We start from the raw sequence: 19,077 nt of genomic DNA, 5'->3' as shown, positions 1-19,077 counted from the left end.
TCTTAGGCATACAGCCAATCAGTTAACCTATATCGGTTATTGAATAAATCCACCGTATTTTTATCATATCTTTTAAGCTTTTCATCCATCTCAATCACTTTTTCATTTAAGTTCTCTTCACCATATTCGCTAATCACCATTTGCTCTATCTCACTATAGTATTTATCAGGCGATAATACACGATAATACATTGCTCCTTTATGTTTATAATGTTCAATGCATTGTCGATTTACACCGTAATTTTCCAATTGTTGCTTTACATCATCAAAGCTCTTTTGGCAGCTTATTATCCATAAAATTTCTTCCGACGTGGTACTAACTTCATTGAATTGTTTAACCGGTATATTACGGTAGAATTGATTAGAATGTCTTGAATCATTATCACAAAAGCTACATATATTCCCAAGTCCATTATTCATCAATGCATCACATATTTGTTTACCGTTGTTAGTAAACCCCCATATGATAACTTTATTATAATTTCGGCATTTATTAATGAGGTATCTTATATCCATATTGGCCATATTATCTTCACATTTCTTCGCCCACTCGTCATATAAAGGATTTTGTTTAAAAGCCTCTGCCAACTTCCACCAAGTGTTTGCTCCCTTGTAATTTTTGCTGTTCCACGGCTTATAGACGCCACCCATATGCAAAACAAATGGCCGGTCCGAATCAAAATCAAAATCTTCTTCCGTATACTTTAAATGCTTTAATAGCTTGATCGTTTTTCCCTGATAAAAATGAAACAAATTATATTTTAATGGAATTATACCTACTTTCCCATAACAGCATTTATTTAAAACATCCTGATCTTCGTACCAATTTTCTTTAAATACCTGCTCCATAAATTTAGATGTAAGATTATCCTGCCTTATCCGTTTTAAATTAAGAATTAGAACTCCGGCATTTACATAGGTATCTCTGGAAGCTAGTCCCACGCATTTTTCATGTATTTTATTGCGTTCAGAATCTTCAATAATATGACAATCCAAAACTCCTGTAATATAGTTGTCCCCAATTTTTTTTTCATACAGCTCCTTTAAATCTCCATTTACCAGTAAATCACAATCCAGATAGATACATTTATCCCATTCCGTTATATACTTGGCTAATAACAAACGGTTATAAGAAGCCTTAGACAAGTGCTTACAGTTAATAACCGCATCTTCAAAAATATCTTCCTGTATTTTTATTGTTTTTATAGTGTATCTTTCTCTATATTCATTCATTTCATTTGTTAGGCTATTTATATCATCTTGAAGATTGTCCGCTGTCATAATGTAAAAAACAAAATTCTCTTTTGAATTTTTTAGTATAGAAAGCATAACAACATGTGCTTGTAAGATATATGCCCTATCAACACCAAAAGCAACTGGTATCATATAAAAATCCACCTTCCTATTTATTCAATAAACTCCATATTTTTATGTCTCATAATATTCCCTGACATATCCAAATTTTCATCTGTCAAATTCCCACAACTGATTCATATTACTCAGCTTTTCCGCCCAGGTTTTCTTGCATAAAATCAGCAATTCATCACAATAATCCAAGTCCTGATGTCTCGCTTGATTGACTATATCCCGCAACACAGCTTGAAACTCTTTTGCTTCCTCCCAGAATTCACAATTTCCATTCTTTTCAGTCATCACCTTATTAATTAATTGTAACTGTTTTTCCGATAATCGAAATCCGCTTTCATACAAGGAATATCTCTGTAATTCAGCATATAGCTTTTTACGTTCTTCGAATTTTTTCTCCATGATACGGCTGCTTTCATTTTCTGAATGCTTCCGATATTTTAATAAGATATTTTCCAAATTGCTCATATTGCATACTTTGGAACATTCTATCCAAAACCTGAAATCTTCCATACCTAAATAATTATCCCGAAACCGTATACCATATTGATCAATTATATTTCTCCGAAACATCACCGTACTATTCATGTGTGCATTTTTAAAAAGATACACCGCCTTTATAAATTTAGGATTATAAAAAGGAATAACCGATCTACGGATAAAGCCACCATTAGCATCAATTATATCACACCTGCCGCCGATTACATCAATCTCTGGCCTTTTTTCCAAAAAGTCCACTTCAATTTCCAATCTTTCAGGGAGCGAGATATCATCGTCATCCATAAGCGCAATATATTTTCCCTGACTATGCTCTAGTCCAATATTCCTGGAATATGCTATCCCAGAATTGACCTTGTTATTGAATATTTTTATTCTCTTATCTGTATACTTATAAACGATATCCATGCTATTATCCGTAGGGCAATCGTTAATAATAATTAGTTCAAAATTACCATAAGACTGTGTTAATATTGAATCAATCGCCTCTCTGATATAATTTTCCGCGTTATATACAGGCATAATTACACTTACCATGGGTTTCATCTTATCCGTCTCCAATATTAATCACAAAATTTAGGCTTCCACTTTCTGCATCCAGAAACTTCCTCCCCCTATGTTTTTATCAACCAAGGGCCAATTATCAAGAAAAACTTCAGGACATTTTCTTTCCAGCATGTTTTGAAAATATATAATTTTATACTTCTTATTATTTTGCAAGAAAGCTCTTAATAAATATATCTCATTCCAAACCTGACCTTTTTCAATCCATTCCAATGGGTACTCGAAAGGATAAAATATATCGTGAAAATGAATATATACCCCCTTCTTAAGCCGGGGTAAAATTTCAAAAAACAAATAGTTTACATCTGATCCCATTTTTGATACATGAGTGGAATCAATAAATAATATATCTCCTTCTTCTAACTTTAAAAATTCATTTACATCCAGCTTTTCCAGTTTTGTTTCCAATAATTTAATATTGTCTGTCTTTTTTAATATGGATTTCAATAAATCAGGATAAGGCTCTATAAAAGTTAATTGAACACTGTCGTTTAAGTAATACTCATTTGTATCAAGGGTGACCGCAGAGGACCATCCGGACCCCACTTCTATTATTCTTTTAGGTTTAATATATTGCAACATGCAATGTAAACCAATCGCATCAGTCGGTGATAAACCTGTATTATAATAACGATATCTGTAATTTGATTTTTCTTTATTATTGATATCCTTCCACGCTGGAATTGCAGCGTAATACTTTAATATATGAGACAGCAACTCAATTTGGCCTCTCTCATTTAAATCTATATCCAGCAGCTGTTTGTCTATATTATATAAAGTCTCCGTTTTTTGCTTAATATCTGATAATTCCGGATATAAACTATAAAAATGTCCGATTGGAAAAAAGCCTGCATATGATTGCGGTATTGACATGATAATATCCAATGCCATTGATGGCAAGACACACCTGTATCTCTTACTCAGCTCTATAAAAATTTCATTACTCTTTTTAGGAGATATAAATAAAATACTTTCATCGTTCTTACAAGGTACTTTATCTAGCGGATAACACATCACCCCATCAATAGATTTAAATTGTTTATTGATATCATTATCGCAAAAGCAAAATACGTCAATATGTAAGCTTCTTAAGTACTGTAAAAATGTCTTTCCCCTTTTTCCTGCACCGAATATTATAATTTTATCAAGATTATATGCTTCTTTAATTTCAATTAATAAATTATTCAACATTATTATTGTCGCTCCTATCATAAATCAATCTATCACTACATTTTTAAAGTTAAAAAGCATATAAATTTACCGATGCATTTTATTAGTAACATAATTACATATTCAAATCTCTATAAAATTATGGCAAATACATTGCTATAGCCTTTATTTTTGCTATTCACTATATAACTTTTCCATAATTTTAACCTGCTCTTTAATGTCATATCCTGCATGTCTTATTTGCCCCAATGCAGATTTACGATTATAACCACCCATTATTTTCTTTGTCTCTTCATACCACATTTCTAAATCTAAGGGCAATCTTTTAATATTCTCCGTAATTTCAGTTTCTTCCGGAACTGTATCACTTGCAAGGCATTTTAAACCTGTGGATTGTGCTTCTATAACCGCCATACCTAGTCCTTCAAAAAAAGACGGCATTATAAACAAATCCATTGCGTTTAAATACAATTCCACCTTATCAGTCCAGTCAATAATACTAACTATATTTTCCAAGCCATATTTTTTAATTTTATACCGAATATTATCCTTCTCTATACCTTCTCCGACCAATAATAGCCTTGCATTACGATTTTCCTTAAATATTTTATTAAAAAGTTCAATCATAAAACTATGATTTTTTATAGCTGAAAACCTCCCGCTATTCCCTATAACAAAACATCCATCAAAGTTTAGTCTTTTCCTCATAATGTTTCTAGCTTCAATATTAAAGCTAAATTTATCAATATTAATTGCATTTTTTATTATTCTAATTCTTTCTTTAGGTATTTGCGTCCCATAAAGCCAGTCTGCAGCCTTTTGAGAACACGCACAAAAATGTGTTGCATCATTCACTGTAAACCTGTTTTTATACTCATTATGTAATTCTAATTTTTTGGATTTCAAAATATCACTATTTACATATATAGAAGAGCCATGGGAGTGTACAATTACCTTTTTAATTCCTAATTCCATTGCTATACTTTCCATCTCATACCCCATCCAATATGATGTATGCAAATGAAAGACATCATAGTCTTGTTCTAGAATTTTAGTAAGCGATTTTTTCAATGTTCCTTTATCTGATGTCTTTTCTATATATTTTATATCAGAATCATTCCACTCACTCTCATAATATTCTTTACATGAAACCAGTATATCGTTCTTAAATTTATTTCTATCCATATACCTTGCATAATTGGCAACAAAAGCTTGTATTCCACCATGTATGTCATTATTTGGCATCTTATGTAGAATTTTTATCATTTTCCTCCTCCGCTTCAATAATTTCCTGCACCTGAACAGTTTCTGTATAATATATCATAAGTATCCCTTAAAGACATCTATTCTTTAATAGTTTTTATAAATTCCCATTGATAATATTTTCATATGATTATTCATCTGAATTCCTTATTATATGTTCAAAGCTGAAATCTATATACTCTATGGACTTTTCCACCTGTATTGCTGCCTTAACTTCTGTTACTTCTGCTCCTGCGCTGATACAATATCGGCATGCATTCAAATAATGGTCGGATGAAAGAAAGTTTTTAATGTGAATTTTCAATTCTTCATTACTCACTGAATCCTTTAGGATATCGACATAGTCACTTGCATAATCCGGTATCATTTTTAATTCTGTAGCATGAGCACTTCTAGGACACCTATATAATTTATCTTTCTTTATTGTATAACAATTTCTCGCACTACAATATGTAAACATCCTTTGTGCTTCTTCTTCACTATAGCCCCTGTCCTGCAGAATCCCATAACAGTTCCAAGTATCATATTTTCTTACAAAATACCTTATAGAATTATTATCAAATAGTATCTTTAATTGCTCTGTTTTATTTTTACTTACATCATAATCAGAAATATGGACAACTACATTATCATGTTTTAAAGAATCTAATATTCTCTGTGTCGGAATTATCGTCCCATTCGTGTGAATATCAATTATCCCTACTTTTGCATGATTGTAATATGCATCAATTAGTTTATATAATTCTTGATTAAGAAAAGGCTCTCCCCCTAGCAACCGGAATTCCGAAACTCTGTCAACTACAGATAAAAGCCGGTCTAATACATTTTTTAGATATTGTATATTTACATTTTGGGGATGCTGATAGTATTGCATCAGATAAGAACAGTCTTTACATTTTAATGTACAAGCTTCGCTAACATTAATTTCCAGTTTCCCTATACAGAGCCTGTCCTCTTCTTGTCCATGATGAATTACATCTATATATCTGGCTTTATTTGCCAAAATATCCTGTGCCTGAAATGACAAGCGTTCATCCGGTATACGGATATTCATAATTTCTTCCATATCGTAATAATTTCTGCAATTTAAACGGTTACACGTATCTATCATCTCATAAAAATAATTTACAGATGCCAGTAGAATTATAGCATCCTTATAGCTTGGCAATTCCTCTGGTTTTATTATTGCTATTCCAAATGCTTTTCTATTTTTTTCAACTCTGTCACAAAAAAAATCAGGTTTTATACCATAACATTCTAATCCTCGTAATGCAATTTCACCACATGTCCCAGCCCCATAAATAATTATTTTTCTATTGTGCTGAAACCTATCTATTTTAAAAGGTTCCGTTATTCTCATTATATGTCTCCTTTTGTTCCCATCTGGATTGCTGCAGGTATACTTTCTCTGTTCCAATCTCCACCGTCACAGTATTCACATGCTGTCAAATATTTTTTACATTCGATAAGTTTAAGCATCTGTATTCGTAAATCCTCGTGTGAAACTGTCCCATCGTTGAAATCAACATATTCTTCTCCATGTGCCTCAAAAGCACATAAGTTTTGACCATGAGCGGACCGCGGACAATTGTGTATTTTTCCCCTAAGCATTGTATAATTCTTTTTCCAAAAGCATAGTTCATAATTTTTTTGCAGCGTTTCAGCAGAATACATCCTTTTCTTGATACCACCTAAATTAGTCCAATTTTCATATTTCTTTACAACATATCGTACACCATTATCCAAGAGTACCTGACCAAGTTCCCTTAATTTTTGTTGCTTAAGACCATAATCTGATATCTGTACCAGCACATTACTTTTTCTCATTGATTGGATGGTTAACACATCCGGTATTATCGTTCCATTAGTAAAGATTGTTATTCCTCCGATTTTGGGATGATCATGGTACCGGTCCATTATTTTATATATTTCTTTGTTTAAAAATGGCTCACCACCTAAGATATATATTTCAGATATATAATCCATGACTGAAAGAAACCGTGCAAAAGCCGGTTCATACTTATCAATATCCACTATCTCCGGATGTTTATAATATTGCATTAGATTGCTGCAATCACGACATTTTAATGAACAACTTTCACAAACAACATAATCAATATGATTGATATTTAGCCTTCCCTCACCTTGCCCATGTTCCAGCATATTTCTATATCCATTTATGTCGTGAAGCCTCCCTTTCGCTCTCCCTGACAGTTTATCCTCCGGCAGCGGTAGCTGAAGCAAATACTCCATATCATAATATTCATTGCATCCATAAGACTTACAATTTTCCTTTATTTCATAAAAATAATTAAAGGATGCCAATATAATAATAGCATCTTTATGCTCAGTCAATTCCTGCGGACTTAAAATTTGTATACCATATTTTTTATCGCCACCTAATGCACGGTCACAAAAATAATCCGGTCTGATTCCTATGTACTCCAATGCCCAATATGCTATTTCCCCATATACTGTCGCTCCATAGATAATCACTTCCCTGTTTTTATCATAATTCTCTTTTGTAAATGCCTGTGTACTTCTCATGTATTCCCTCTAATCTAATAATTCATATATTCTTTTTATTCGTTCAGGGTACCTCTGATTAGTCCGTATATATTCATTCAAATAAGTCTTTATATCCTTTTTATGTGAATGTTCATGATACCAGTCACCTTCTCTTTTTGCAGACTCTACAAAATTAGCAGCATGATATACGTAAAATCGTTTTAGCCATATCGCAGTTTCTTCTGTTATTCCATTTTCTTTCAATATCTGAATTGCCATTTTATAAGCTAACAATCTGTCATTATATTTTTTCGAATTGTATTCCTTTGATAACGAGTTTTCCCTGTTTACATGATGATAGAAAGCTTTTTCTACATGAATTGCTTTATATGTCCTTAACGCAAACTTAACTATAAATACTACATCCTCACCAATTTCCAAATTTTCTTCGAATTGAATTGGCTCATCTTTTATAATAATAGATTTGCGAAATACTTTATTCCATAACCATGCCGTAATTCCATGGTAATGTTCTCTTTCAAAAGCATATTTTAACAACTGCTTCCCATCAAATACAGGCAATACAACCCGCTCATTTTTACGTATCCTACTTTCCATGCCTGTATCTATATAAAAATCACTTACAGCTACGTCTGCCTTTGTGATATCTAATTGGCAAATCATGTCTTCATACATAGAATCTTCAATATAATCATCAGAATCAATAAAAGCTATATATTCCCCTCTTGATTCACCTATACCGATATTTCTCGCTTTAGACACCCCGGAATGGAAACTGCTGACGATATGAAGTCTTTTATCTTGGGATTGGTAGCGTTTACACACTGACAGTGTTCTGTCTGCCGAACCATCGTCAACACATATGACTTCATAATCCTGAAATGTTAAGTTCCGTATGCTATCCAAACACTTGCCAATATAATCTTCAGCATTATACATTGGAATAATGATTGACAACTTAGGCATTTCTCCTCCTATTCTGTGCCATTAATACTCCTGCTCCAATTGCATCTAACATGCTTTCTTCATTCGCCCTTCCTTCGCCTGCTTTTCCAAAAGCCGTGCCATGGTCTACAGACACTCTTATAATAGGCAATCCTATTGTACAGTTGATACCGCTAACCGACTCAAAACCATTGTTATCTGCATCATATCTAAATCCACTTAATTTTAACGGTATATGCCCCTGGTCATGATACATTGCCACGACAATATCAAATTGTCCTCCTGCACATTTCACAAAAACTGTATCCGGTGATTCCGGTCCCGTAACATTAATCCCTTTTCTCTTGGCTTCTTCTATAGCAGGTAAAATTTCATTAGCTTCCTCTTTCCCAAATAAACCATTTTCGGAGCAATGAGGATTAAGGCCTGCCACTCCTATCTTGGGCTTTTCAATCCCTAGCATTTTTACACCCTGTTCCGCCAATTCAATAACCTCCAGTACTCTGGCCTTTTTTACACGTTCACACGCTTCACGCAAAGATACATGTGTTGATACATGAATTACTCTAAGATTTTTACTGGCAAGAAGCATTGCATATTTACTGGTTCCTGTATATTCTGCAAATATTTCAGTATGCCCGCTATAAAAATGCCCAGCCATATTAATAGACTCTTTATTTATAGGTGCCGTAATAACAGCATCCACTTTACAATCCATAGCAAGTTGAATGGCATATATTACATAGTGAAACGCCGCATCTCCGCATAATGTACTATTTTTTTTGTATTCCCAACTTTCCTTTGTTAAATAGCCTAAATTAATGAAATCTATTATTCCTAATTCTCCCCTTGCTTCCTCTGGACTTGTTATTTCATTTAAAGCTAAATCCAAGCCACAAAAATGAATTGCATCAGATAATGCTTCATAATCACCCACTACTATAGGAATACTACTATTATACACCCTCTCTTTGCTTAAGGCCTTAATTATTATCTCTGTACCTATACCTGCAGGATCCCCCATCGTAATGGCAAGCCTTTCCCTTTTCTGCTGCATTCTATCCCTCCAAGATTTACTCTGATTTTTCATCTTCTGCAATTCGTTTGCGTATTTCAGAAGTAGATATTCCCTTAGTATAGGGTATATAAATAACATCTACCCCCAAGGGTTTCAACAATTTTTCGAAATAGTTCCATCTTTCTGTGCCCTTCCAGTCATCTCCAATAAAAACAGCGTCAAACTGATATAATTTCCACAGTTCAACCTTGTCCCGAAACCTTGTTATAACAGCCTGATCCACACCCTTTATGGCTTCCACTATTTTGCATCTGTCTTCTTCATTTATCAGTGGCTGACGGTGTTTATATTCTTTTACTACATTATCGCTATGAACACCCACAATTAAGTAGTCACAGTATTCTCTTGCCTGATTAATCATATTCAGGTGTCCTACATGAAACATATCGTACACGCCATCCGTATACCCTATTTTATACTTATGCATATTCTATCCTCATATATCTACTCTAAATATCCAGAAGTTTTAATTCTGAAACCGGATGAGTCTTGCGTTTTTCTATAGGCGGCAATTCCATATAATTTCCATACTTGTATTTCAGATAACCATCATAATCAACTGCACATGGGAGCATTAGTCCTTCAAACTCTATCTCACTTAATTCTGTATACCATCTTATATCATATCCGTATTTTCCCCTTGGGGTAGGAAATGTAAGAATTCGAACTTCTTTTGCTTCTTTTCCGGTCCAGTGACTGATAAATCTATTGTATGATTTATACAATCTTTTTTCAGGAATCTTATCTAATATCAAGTAGGCCAGTCTTTCCAAACCAACTGACTGATTTTTACCTATTCTGGCCCAAAAAGCCTTCCTGTAAAGAAAGCACTCAAAAAAATGTATTTTCCTTATAAGAATATTATCCGGTATGCTATCAAAAGGCATAATGTCAATAAAAATCCCTTGTTCATATGGCATGTCCTCCTGATACAGACGAACAAACTTAGTATCTTTTCTTCTTAGTTTCCCATAACCCCAGCGATACCCTTTGGTATTACGATAATCCTGAAAATAAAAGCGGGATTTATCCAATTCCGATTTACATGCTTTACGGAATTTTTCATACTCTTGTCTTAGGAACCCTATGTCCGCATCGTCATCCCATGGAATATATCCGCCACATCTCGCTGCCCCCAGCATAGTGCCGCCAACTATATTATATTTAATTCCACATTTCTTACAAATGCGGTCCAGTTCAATAATAAGTTCCAGCTGAATAACCTGTATTTGGCGCAATTCATCTTCTGAGATTTTATATCCCATTCTATTAGCCTTTATATCCTGCACGAGCAGTTCCTCCCTGTTCCATTATTGAGTTTTTATATATTCGTGGATACGCTTTCCTATACTTTCATTTTGTGTTATAGGCCTTCTTTTTGCTTCATTTTCTGGTAAGTTTTTAATGTATTCAAAATAATATGTTAAAGAACGGTATTCTTCGTTCTCATTCGTTATCAAAGAACCACTTCCATTATTAACCGCAGGTACAAACATTTCATCCTGTATTTTTCTAAAGCTTTTATCTGATAAACGCACTTTTATCTTTCGTTTTACACTCATATCTTTTTTATTTAAAACCAGTAAGCTTTCATCATAAGCCAGCATTACATAAAGGTCATCATCAAATTCACGCACCATCTCAATATTTCCCCATGACCTAAAAAGTGTAAACTTCCTATCTGCTATACTACATTGAACCTCTATTATAAACGGTTTGAATGTAGCATTTTCTAAATCAATCTCCACGATGCATTCTCCCTGTATTGGGAAAGCATACAGTTTACTTTCAAACCGATACCACCAGCCAAATATTTGCAGCATTTCCTTCCCGCTTTGATTAACCCACTCTAAGTATCCATCGTATTCTTCATATTGGTTTGTGATAATACTCCACCTTACTATTTTACTGCTATGATATGGCAATAACCATGCGTAATCTTCTACAATTTCTATATCATTGTAGGTATTGTCCTTGCTTCCAACTTCAAAATATTCCCATGAATCATCATCCAGATTATATTTAATAACACCATTGCTTTGTGCGCATGGAAGCCAGATAATATTGCCTGTTCTTTTCATTCTGCCAACAAATGCAGGCTTTTCCATACTATATTTGTTGCAACGCCTCTTATACTCATCCATAAAGCCGTTAATACGGTTAAAGCGCTCTGTCTGTTCATTATATCTCGCAATGCCATTATGTCCACTAGGCTTTAGGATGATTTCGTTCTCATAAAAATCCAAATCGATGAAATTCATACTTTCTGGATCTGGGAAGTAGATTTTTTTTAAAATCTTACTGTCTATATTGTATAAGCACATATCTTTCGCACGTAAAGGCGATAAATATATTTTATTCCCTCTTTTTTGAATATAACGATACAAGTCAATTTCTTTCATTTCTGTATCCGGTATCCTTGTAAGGATTTCCACATTACCTGTTTCCAAATCCATTTCACATACCGCCTGATATTTTTTGCTTACAAACCACCCCACATTTTCTCCCAAAATAATGTCATAAACGGATAACGCTTTCATTTCTTCATCCGATATGTCCGGTACCTCACCCATAATATTACCATCTAAAATAAAAATCGGTTTACCTGTAACTTCAAACATATCTACCATAGATGACGTAACTTCTCCTATATATGCATCCGATAATGCTACAGATAGTTCTGGATTTGAGGTATTATCATATATTCCAATAGCTTCTCCTATAAACATCTCTTTAAGTCTGTTATACTCTCCATATAATTCTGGAGTCATGGACTGCAGAGTCGCTTCTAATAGAGGATGTGGTCTCCACAACAGTACAATCCCCTTTGCTCTTTTAGCCGTTTCAAAAACATATTCCATCTTTTTTAATAGCCTATCTTTTAAATTCAACAGGCCTGTTACGCTGATATTATACATAATGACTTTATTCTTCGTGCCGTTCGTATTAAAAATTAACTTTCTCCACTCTTTTGGCATCTCCGGTGAACTCGCACACAGCTTCAGAAGCTTGTCAACCTTAGGTGAGCCAATTGCCACAAGTTTTTCACGTGATATTAAGCAATCAATATCATTAAACATTGATTCATTTTGTAAAATAATCCTGTTAGCATGTAAATACGCAGGAAGCAGACTATGGGATTGTGGCATATGACTGCCTGTAAGGAAATACGGAATATACACCAGCATGTCCGTATATGTTTTAATTTTAGAACTATAAAAATCGGGATGAATTTTAGTTACTTTATTGGCAGCATCATAAGGATTATGAATATAGATAACTTCAGGATGCTCCTCTGCAAGGTTATAGTCTTTAAAATGTGTAATCGGAACATAATCAGGAAACCTATCCCCTTCGTAGTGCATAATCCCAGCAGAACCATCGGCATTGCATTCAAAATAAGGAATAGGAATTACATAGCAATTGCAATTCTTTTCCTCCTTCGCTGCAATCCAAATACTTTCCATTGAGTCCCACATACTTGCCTGATACGGCAAAAATACAATGTTATAGGTTTCTTTGAACTTATCAAGTGCCGTCCTAAAATCCCGAATATAATTTGATAAATTCTGAATTAATATACTTCTGTTAGTGACGTCTGCTTCCTGGCTAATCTCCCACACAGCTTCACAATAACCTTCCAACATCCGTACTGCTTCTGTCCCTTCTCCATCAGAGTTCTCAATCGTGTTTCCCATCTGTATAACAGTTATTTGCTCATCCGTCAACAGCTCTAAAACTTCTTCTCTCCGATTTTCATTTGAGAGCGAAGTCAGAACCTTATTGGCTTCTTCAATGGAATTGGTTATATTCATTAATTTTTTCTTAATAGTTTTTCTCATCTTATATTCCCTGCCAGAAATTATTCTATTTTATTCGAGTTTGTACCATTAATTTTCCTGTCTCCGCTGTTCCATAAATTTCTCAACGATTTCAGCCATTGCAATGGACTCCTCCTGTGTTAACCGAAATGTCTGTTTTCCATGGCCATTAATCCTGGAAATGAACTCGCTTATTTCATAACGCAGACCATCACCCATAAACTTTGGTGAGTACTTGTCCACTTTATTGGGATTCTCATAACGGACTTCAAAAGATTTTGTAAGCCACCATGGTGATGGAGCCAAAATATATCCCTTCGTTCCTGCAATTATCAGCTGACCTTCTGATTTCACTCCCACACCGGTTTTCGACAGACCAAGACTGTTATTATAATTAAAATAAATTTTCGTGTACAAGTCAACCCCATTATCTGCAAGAATACTGTCAATCTTTATTTCTTTAAAGTCACATCCCAACAATTTAAAGATAGGCAGCAACGTATAGCTTCCAAATTCTAAGAATGCACCGCCATATTCCTGGTCTACCATTTCTCTAAGCTGCGGATCCGTTAATCGTGAAAAACAAGCTTCAACATCCTTGACTTCCCCAATTACACCGCTTTTTGCAACATTTATCATCTCGGCAAATCCCGGACAATAAGCAGTTTTAATGCCTTCCATTAAGATCAGCCCATTTTCATTTGCGATTTTGTATAATTCCTCCGCCTGAGCTTTACTAAAGGCTAAAGGCTTTTCACATAACACATGTTTTCCATGATTTAATGCCTGCTTTGCATACTCGAAGTGAGTCTCGTGTATAGATGCAATATATATTGCATCTATACTATGTATGAATTCCCAATAATCTGCCGAATAATATTCCATCTCATATTTTTCGCCAAATATTTTTGCATTTATTCCATGAGGATTGTAAACACTGCGTACATGAATACCGCTTACATACTTTGCTTCTGCAATAAACCTTGGAGCAATTCTTCCGGTTCCTACGATACCTAACCTGATAATTGGAAATTTGCTCTTACGGAGCATTGTTGACGATATGTCCGGCGTTCTTTCAAGGTATATTACCTTGCATAAAATTCCAAGATAATCAAACACTCCTGTCCAATCCGATCCCAGGGTAAATATGTCAATATCGTATTTTTTTATATCTTCTTCCTTCTGACCTTCATGGTCTTCAATAATAATTTCATCAGCAAAGCCTGTTTTTTTTACATTATCTATTCGTTCCAGCAAGGAATCCACAACATTTAATTTTCCACGCTGCAAATCAAAATGTTCCGTTGTAACTCCAACAATTAAATAATCACCCAGCTCTTTTGCCCTTTTCAATAATTTATAGTGCCCTTCATGAAATAGATCAAAAGAACCATATGTAATGACTTTCTTCATAGATTCTCCTTGCCAGTTTCTTAATGATTGATATAAAAGGAATATAAAATCTTTCTAAATTAATTTCCGTTACAATAAACTTCATCATATATTTTATCGACATACTTCCCCATAATAATTACCTTTTGCCATTCGAAAAGCTTTCAACAATCTGCCCTGCCCTATCCGGATAATTGGTAATTACAGCATCCACTCTCGCTTCAGCCATCCTTTTTATATCAGCCCGTTCATTTACGTTCCACACATGCACTCTGACATCTTTTTCCCTGCACTCTTCTAAAAATCTTGGATACTTTATATTTGCTATCTCCGGATGAATGGCATAAGCACCATTTTTCCTTGCATACCCTGCGATATCTATGAAACCATCCCCATACAAAAATGCTACTTTTACATCATCCTGCAATTTCTTTAAATGTATCATGGATGAATGGTTAAATGAAGAATACACAATCCTGTCCTCCATTTTATATTTTAGGGCAAGTTTCAATACCTTTTCTTCCAACCCCTCATAGAAATAGATATGATTTTTTAATTCAAGGTTAACGGTAACTTCTTCATCCTGCAACAGATTGTATACCTCTTCCAGTGTTGGTATCTCCACTTTCCCGTAAGCCGGAAATTGCATATTAAAATTAAAACTCTTTATTTCCTCTAAAGTATAATCCCAAACATTACCCATCCCATCACTAACCCTGTTTATGGCTTCGTCATGAATAACAACAGGAACTCCGTCTTTGGTCAGCTGTACATCCAACTCTATTCCATCAGAACCTAACCCCACTGCAAGCGCAAATGCCGGCAGTGTGTTTTCCGGTGCATAAGCCGATGCACCTCGATGTGCCCAAACTTTCGTTTTGCGGTTTCTTCTTTTTTCCTCCAGTAATTGTTTGCGTATACTTTCCTTTTTGGAACAGTCAACCACTCTGTCTTCTCCCGCGCCAAAACGTACCATATGAATCTTTTCTTTTTCTATGTCAAGGATTACTGTATCCCATAAATCCTGTGTTACAGTATTAGGACAGCGCTTCGGTGCAATGGCTCCTTCCGGTTTCATACCTGCAAAACATTCACACTTGGCACAGGCAATGGATACCAAAGGAAAGCTACAGTTTTCATAAATAGAATCTGCATGGATATGTCCATAAAAATACCCCAATATGTGAAACTTATCTTTCGAATTAAATTCTTCCAGTACATCCATCATCCTTTCTCCGTTGCGTATTGAATGGCTCCAATAGTCAAGCTCCGCGAAAGGGGCATCATGAGAAAAGACCAATACTTTTCCGCCGTCTTTCATGCTTTCCAGCGTTTCTCTAACCCATTCAACTTCTTTGTCTGAAAAACCATAACGGATCGGGGCCTCGTAATCAAAAGAATGAAGAAACAAACACCTTAGATTATGTTTTGGATAATCCACATAATAATAAGGAGCAGTCAGCTCATTACCATCATTTAGATATAGCTTCATCTGCTCTTCTATCGTAAATTTTTCCGAATTGTTACGGAAATAATTAGAATCATGATTACCTAGAACCATACGTACCGGAATATTGCAGGAACGTAAATCTCTCAATACTGCTTTCGCATAGTCAGAAGTGACTTTCGCAGAAGTTATGCCATCTGTCACATCACCCAGGTGGATAATCTCATCAAAATGAACCTGTTCATGGATGGCTTGTATGTTAAATGCCGTATCCTCCCAGGTTCCGTTTACTGTATAGTGTGTATCAGTAAGCACACAAAAAGCCAAAAAGTCCTTCCGTAAATGAAGTATATCCTGAACTGTCTTCTTAATTTCTTCTTTAAAGCATTGTTTTATATTTTTCTCTTCCTTAGCTGCTTCATATCTTAAAGCTTCACTGCCTCTTTTGGCATCTGGCAGCGTAATATCCTGCCCATCTCTTCTCTTTAAGCAAACACGAAAATAACATTCTTCTTCAAATACATATTCCTCGTCTGTGTAGGAGTCCGGTGTTAAATTCTGCAAATAGGTAGTCCAGTTACTTTCACGCTGATATTCATATGTATAAATATATTTCATATCTCTTTTAAGAGAAAAAAGAGCCACTGCGTAAAGATACTCGTCAGAAAATAATGAAATCCGATCTCCTGCCACTGCCTTATATAAATGCTCTGTTGCCATATGCTTCGGTGAATTTAGAACCAATGTCCCATCTGCCAAAGCAGTGCGGATTCCTGCTTTTAATTCTACTGGTACTAATCTGTCCATACTTTTTATTACTCCCGTAAATTAACTTTTCTTCAAACTACAAGACTAAAAAATTCTATTATCAAGAAAAGATACCATCCTTTAAACTCATAATACCTTCCATTTTAACCCCGGTTATACGCATAAAATATTCCATGTCTTCTTGTTCGTATCGAAAATCCAACAATGTATTTTTTAGTTCATTGACTTCAAACTTTAAATCTTTATGTAAATGAAATATCAAATTTTCAGTTACTATTGTCTCAAGTCTTTGTACCAGTGAAATCATGGCATCCAGCTTTATCGTTAATCTTTTCTCTTTCTTCTCGTAACAGATTCCTTGGACGGTGTTTTCTATATCCACCCAGTCTGCATTAAGTTTTCCTATAATATCCTGGAATTGATACACCAGCTTTTTTTCATCTTCTCCCATCTGGTATTGTTTTTTACTTTCAAGCAGGTATATTGTATTATTTTTATCTATTACAAACTTCTCCTCAAGCTGGAATTCACTCAATTCCAATCCTTCTTCAGGTGCATGATAGAGTATTATTTCCCCTTTATAATCTAATATCTGGTTTATTTCTGATAAAATTACGCTTTCTTTTTTTCCCAATCCCCGATAATCTATCAGAAATAGATTGCATTTATTCCGTATTTCATTTCCCACTTCATGTATATAATCGATAAATGCAGGAATAAACTCTTCCATATCATAATCGGTCTTCCGGCTTACAGGCAATGAAAATACCAGGTCTTCCCTATTAAAAAAATCAACATATTGAACCACTTGGCCTAGCAGCACTTCATCCCCTGTCAACACAGCCTTTAATGTTCTTTCAGTAGATGAAAAATACCGGATCAAAAGAGCATGAATCACTAATAGCATCTCTTTCTCTCTTTCTGGCAAATCGGATTTTGTTACCAGATTCCATAATTCTATGTATAATTCATACTGTATTTTTCTTGGCAAAAGGCATAGGTTTGTATACTTATTATTAAAATCAAGCAATTTTATTGATAGCAGGTGATCTTTAACTACCACACACTTATCCTTTAAACAAATTTCCAAGCTATTCATAGTTCACTTCACTCTCATTGCTTTCTAATAAATGCATTATCTTCTTCATGCTAACTTCATAGTTAAAAAATCTCTCACAATACTTTACAATTTCTCTGCTGTTATTTTTAAGTACAATTTCAAAATCGGTATTACATATTTCCAGCAATATATTACTCAATCCAGCTACATCATTTATTTCAAATACTTTTCCGCACATACCGCCATTGGTCATCTCTTCCGATGCGGCAATATCACTGCACACTATATAGCATCCTCTTTTTGCCGCCTCTACAAATACATTGGGAGATCCTCCTTCAGAAACAGAAGTTAGTGCAAATATCCTTGCTGCTCTGTATTCCTTATCCAACAAATGCTTATCTGCTATTTTGCCGGTGAAGATAATCCTGTTCCTCAAATCAGGAAATTTAACAAAATATTCCTTTATATAAGATTCGAATTCAGGTTCTATACTGCCTACCAACTTCACTTTCCATTCTTTAAGACAATCCGCACACATAGCAAACGCCTCCAGAAGTACCCAGTTTGCCTTATGATAACTTCCAATCCGTCCAACCGTTAAAATTATATTTTCTTTTTCCCTATAATCTATTTCACGGCTTTCCTCACAGCTATCATCCAGTCTTAAAAAGCCATTCGTAAGATAGTCAATCTGATACGGCCATTTTCGGGATAAAAGCCGTTTAATACGCTTGGATTCACAGGTAATAACCGTACAATTTTCATATAAACTCTTATAGTCCTCTCGATTTACAGGAATCTTATCCACCCAATCAGGGCTGGCATCCAGCTTAAGTATTACCTTTCCATCTTTCCGCAGCTTTTTATATAAGGGCACAATTTCCGTATAAATAGAGTAAGATCCAAAGCAAAAAAGAATATCTATACTTTGATAATTTTTTTCAATATAAGTACAGCATTGCTTCGTCCATTCTTCCATATTTACTGCCGCCGGCTGAATATCAAGTTCCAGCCCTGGCAGCATCTCAAGATATGAATATTCCTCTTTTTTAGCAGTCACCAAGACCACCCTATAGCCGTACAATTTATGGAATGTATATGGAACCAAACAGGTATCCTTAAGGAGCTGTTCATTCCGGTAATAGATATACGGACATATATTATAGATTGTCATACAA

Annotated in this window: 15 protein-coding genes; all 15 read right to left on the bottom strand. The window is 34.7% G+C overall.

All coding sequences use genetic code 11. From position 1 onward, the window contains the following. Positions 1–2: 2 nt before the first annotated feature. Positions 3–1,397, bottom strand: coding sequence for a glycosyltransferase family 8 protein (locus BUF11_RS10190; protein WP_139243377.1), 1,395 nt, complete (start codon positions 1,395–1,397; stop codon positions 3–5). Positions 1,398–1,463: 66 nt separating this feature from the next. After that, on the bottom strand, positions 1,464–2,408 hold the full coding sequence (locus BUF11_RS10185) for a glycosyltransferase family 2 protein (protein ID WP_073588721.1): 945 nt from the start codon (positions 2,406–2,408) through the stop codon (positions 1,464–1,466). Between the two features lie 30 nt (positions 2,409–2,438). Further along, positions 2,439–3,617, bottom strand: coding sequence for a class I SAM-dependent methyltransferase (locus tag BUF11_RS10180; RefSeq protein ID WP_175562032.1), 1,179 nt, complete (start codon positions 3,615–3,617; stop codon positions 2,439–2,441). Between the two features lie 153 nt (positions 3,618–3,770). Next, on the bottom strand, positions 3,771–4,862 hold the full coding sequence (locus BUF11_RS10175) for a glycosyltransferase (RefSeq protein ID WP_073588720.1): 1,092 nt from the start codon (positions 4,860–4,862) through the stop codon (positions 3,771–3,773). Between the two features lie 127 nt (positions 4,863–4,989). Next, a complete protein-coding gene (locus tag BUF11_RS10170) occupies positions 4,990–6,219 on the bottom strand; it encodes a radical SAM protein (protein ID WP_073588719.1) in 1,230 nt (409 codons plus the stop codon). Next, positions 6,219–7,406: a radical SAM protein gene (locus BUF11_RS10165; protein WP_073588718.1), complete on the bottom strand. Its 1,188-nt coding sequence runs from the start codon at positions 7,404–7,406 to the stop codon at positions 6,219–6,221. The genes BUF11_RS10170 and BUF11_RS10165 overlap by 1 nt, the downstream gene beginning before the upstream one ends. A 9-nt stretch (positions 7,407–7,415) precedes the next feature. After that, a complete protein-coding gene (locus BUF11_RS10160) occupies positions 7,416–8,354 on the bottom strand; it encodes a glycosyltransferase family 2 protein (protein ID WP_073588717.1) in 939 nt (312 codons plus the stop codon). Beyond that, positions 8,347–9,390 carry a 4-hydroxythreonine-4-phosphate dehydrogenase PdxA gene (pdxA, locus tag BUF11_RS10155; RefSeq protein ID WP_207665474.1) on the bottom strand — a complete coding sequence of 348 codons (1,044 nt, stop codon included), beginning with the start codon at positions 9,388–9,390 and terminating at the stop codon, positions 8,347–8,349. Before pdxA ends, BUF11_RS10160 begins: the two co-directional genes overlap by 8 nt. Before the next feature lie 16 nt (positions 9,391–9,406). Then, a complete protein-coding gene (locus BUF11_RS10150) occupies positions 9,407–9,838 on the bottom strand; it encodes an adenylyltransferase/cytidyltransferase family protein (RefSeq protein WP_073588716.1) in 432 nt (143 codons plus the stop codon). Positions 9,839–9,860: 22 nt separating this feature from the next. After that, positions 9,861–10,700, bottom strand: a complete 840-nt coding sequence (locus BUF11_RS10145) for a LicD family protein (RefSeq protein WP_242952355.1) — start codon at positions 10,698–10,700, stop codon at positions 9,861–9,863. A gap of 21 nt (positions 10,701–10,721) precedes the next feature. Continuing rightward, complete coding sequence (locus tag BUF11_RS10140) at positions 10,722–13,253, bottom strand: hypothetical protein (RefSeq protein WP_073588715.1); 2,532 nt, start codon at positions 13,251–13,253, stop codon at positions 10,722–10,724. A gap of 48 nt (positions 13,254–13,301) precedes the next feature. Then, a complete protein-coding gene (locus BUF11_RS10135; protein ID WP_073588714.1) occupies positions 13,302–14,645 on the bottom strand; it encodes a Gfo/Idh/MocA family oxidoreductase in 1,344 nt (447 codons plus the stop codon). Between the two features lie 118 nt (positions 14,646–14,763). Then, on the bottom strand, positions 14,764–16,878 hold the full coding sequence (locus BUF11_RS25045) for a glycerophosphodiester phosphodiesterase family protein (RefSeq protein ID WP_084558585.1): 2,115 nt from the start codon (positions 16,876–16,878) through the stop codon (positions 14,764–14,766). 61 nt (positions 16,879–16,939) lie between these two features. Next, on the bottom strand, positions 16,940–17,938 hold the full coding sequence (locus BUF11_RS10120; protein ID WP_073588713.1) for a hypothetical protein: 999 nt from the start codon (positions 17,936–17,938) through the stop codon (positions 16,940–16,942). Then, positions 17,931–19,073 carry a glycosyltransferase family 4 protein gene (locus BUF11_RS10115; RefSeq protein ID WP_073588712.1) on the bottom strand — a complete coding sequence of 381 codons (1,143 nt, stop codon included), beginning with the start codon at positions 19,071–19,073 and terminating at the stop codon, positions 17,931–17,933. Before BUF11_RS10115 ends, BUF11_RS10120 begins: the two co-directional genes overlap by 8 nt. Positions 19,074–19,077: the final 4 nt, after the last annotated feature.

This window comes from Anaerocolumna xylanovorans DSM 12503 (assembly GCF_900143645.1).
Classification (GTDB): domain Bacteria; phylum Bacillota; class Clostridia; order Lachnospirales; family Lachnospiraceae; genus Anaerocolumna; species Anaerocolumna xylanovorans.
The sequence above is the reverse complement of the archived record's forward strand: the minus strand, read 5'-3'. Positions and strand labels throughout refer to the sequence as shown.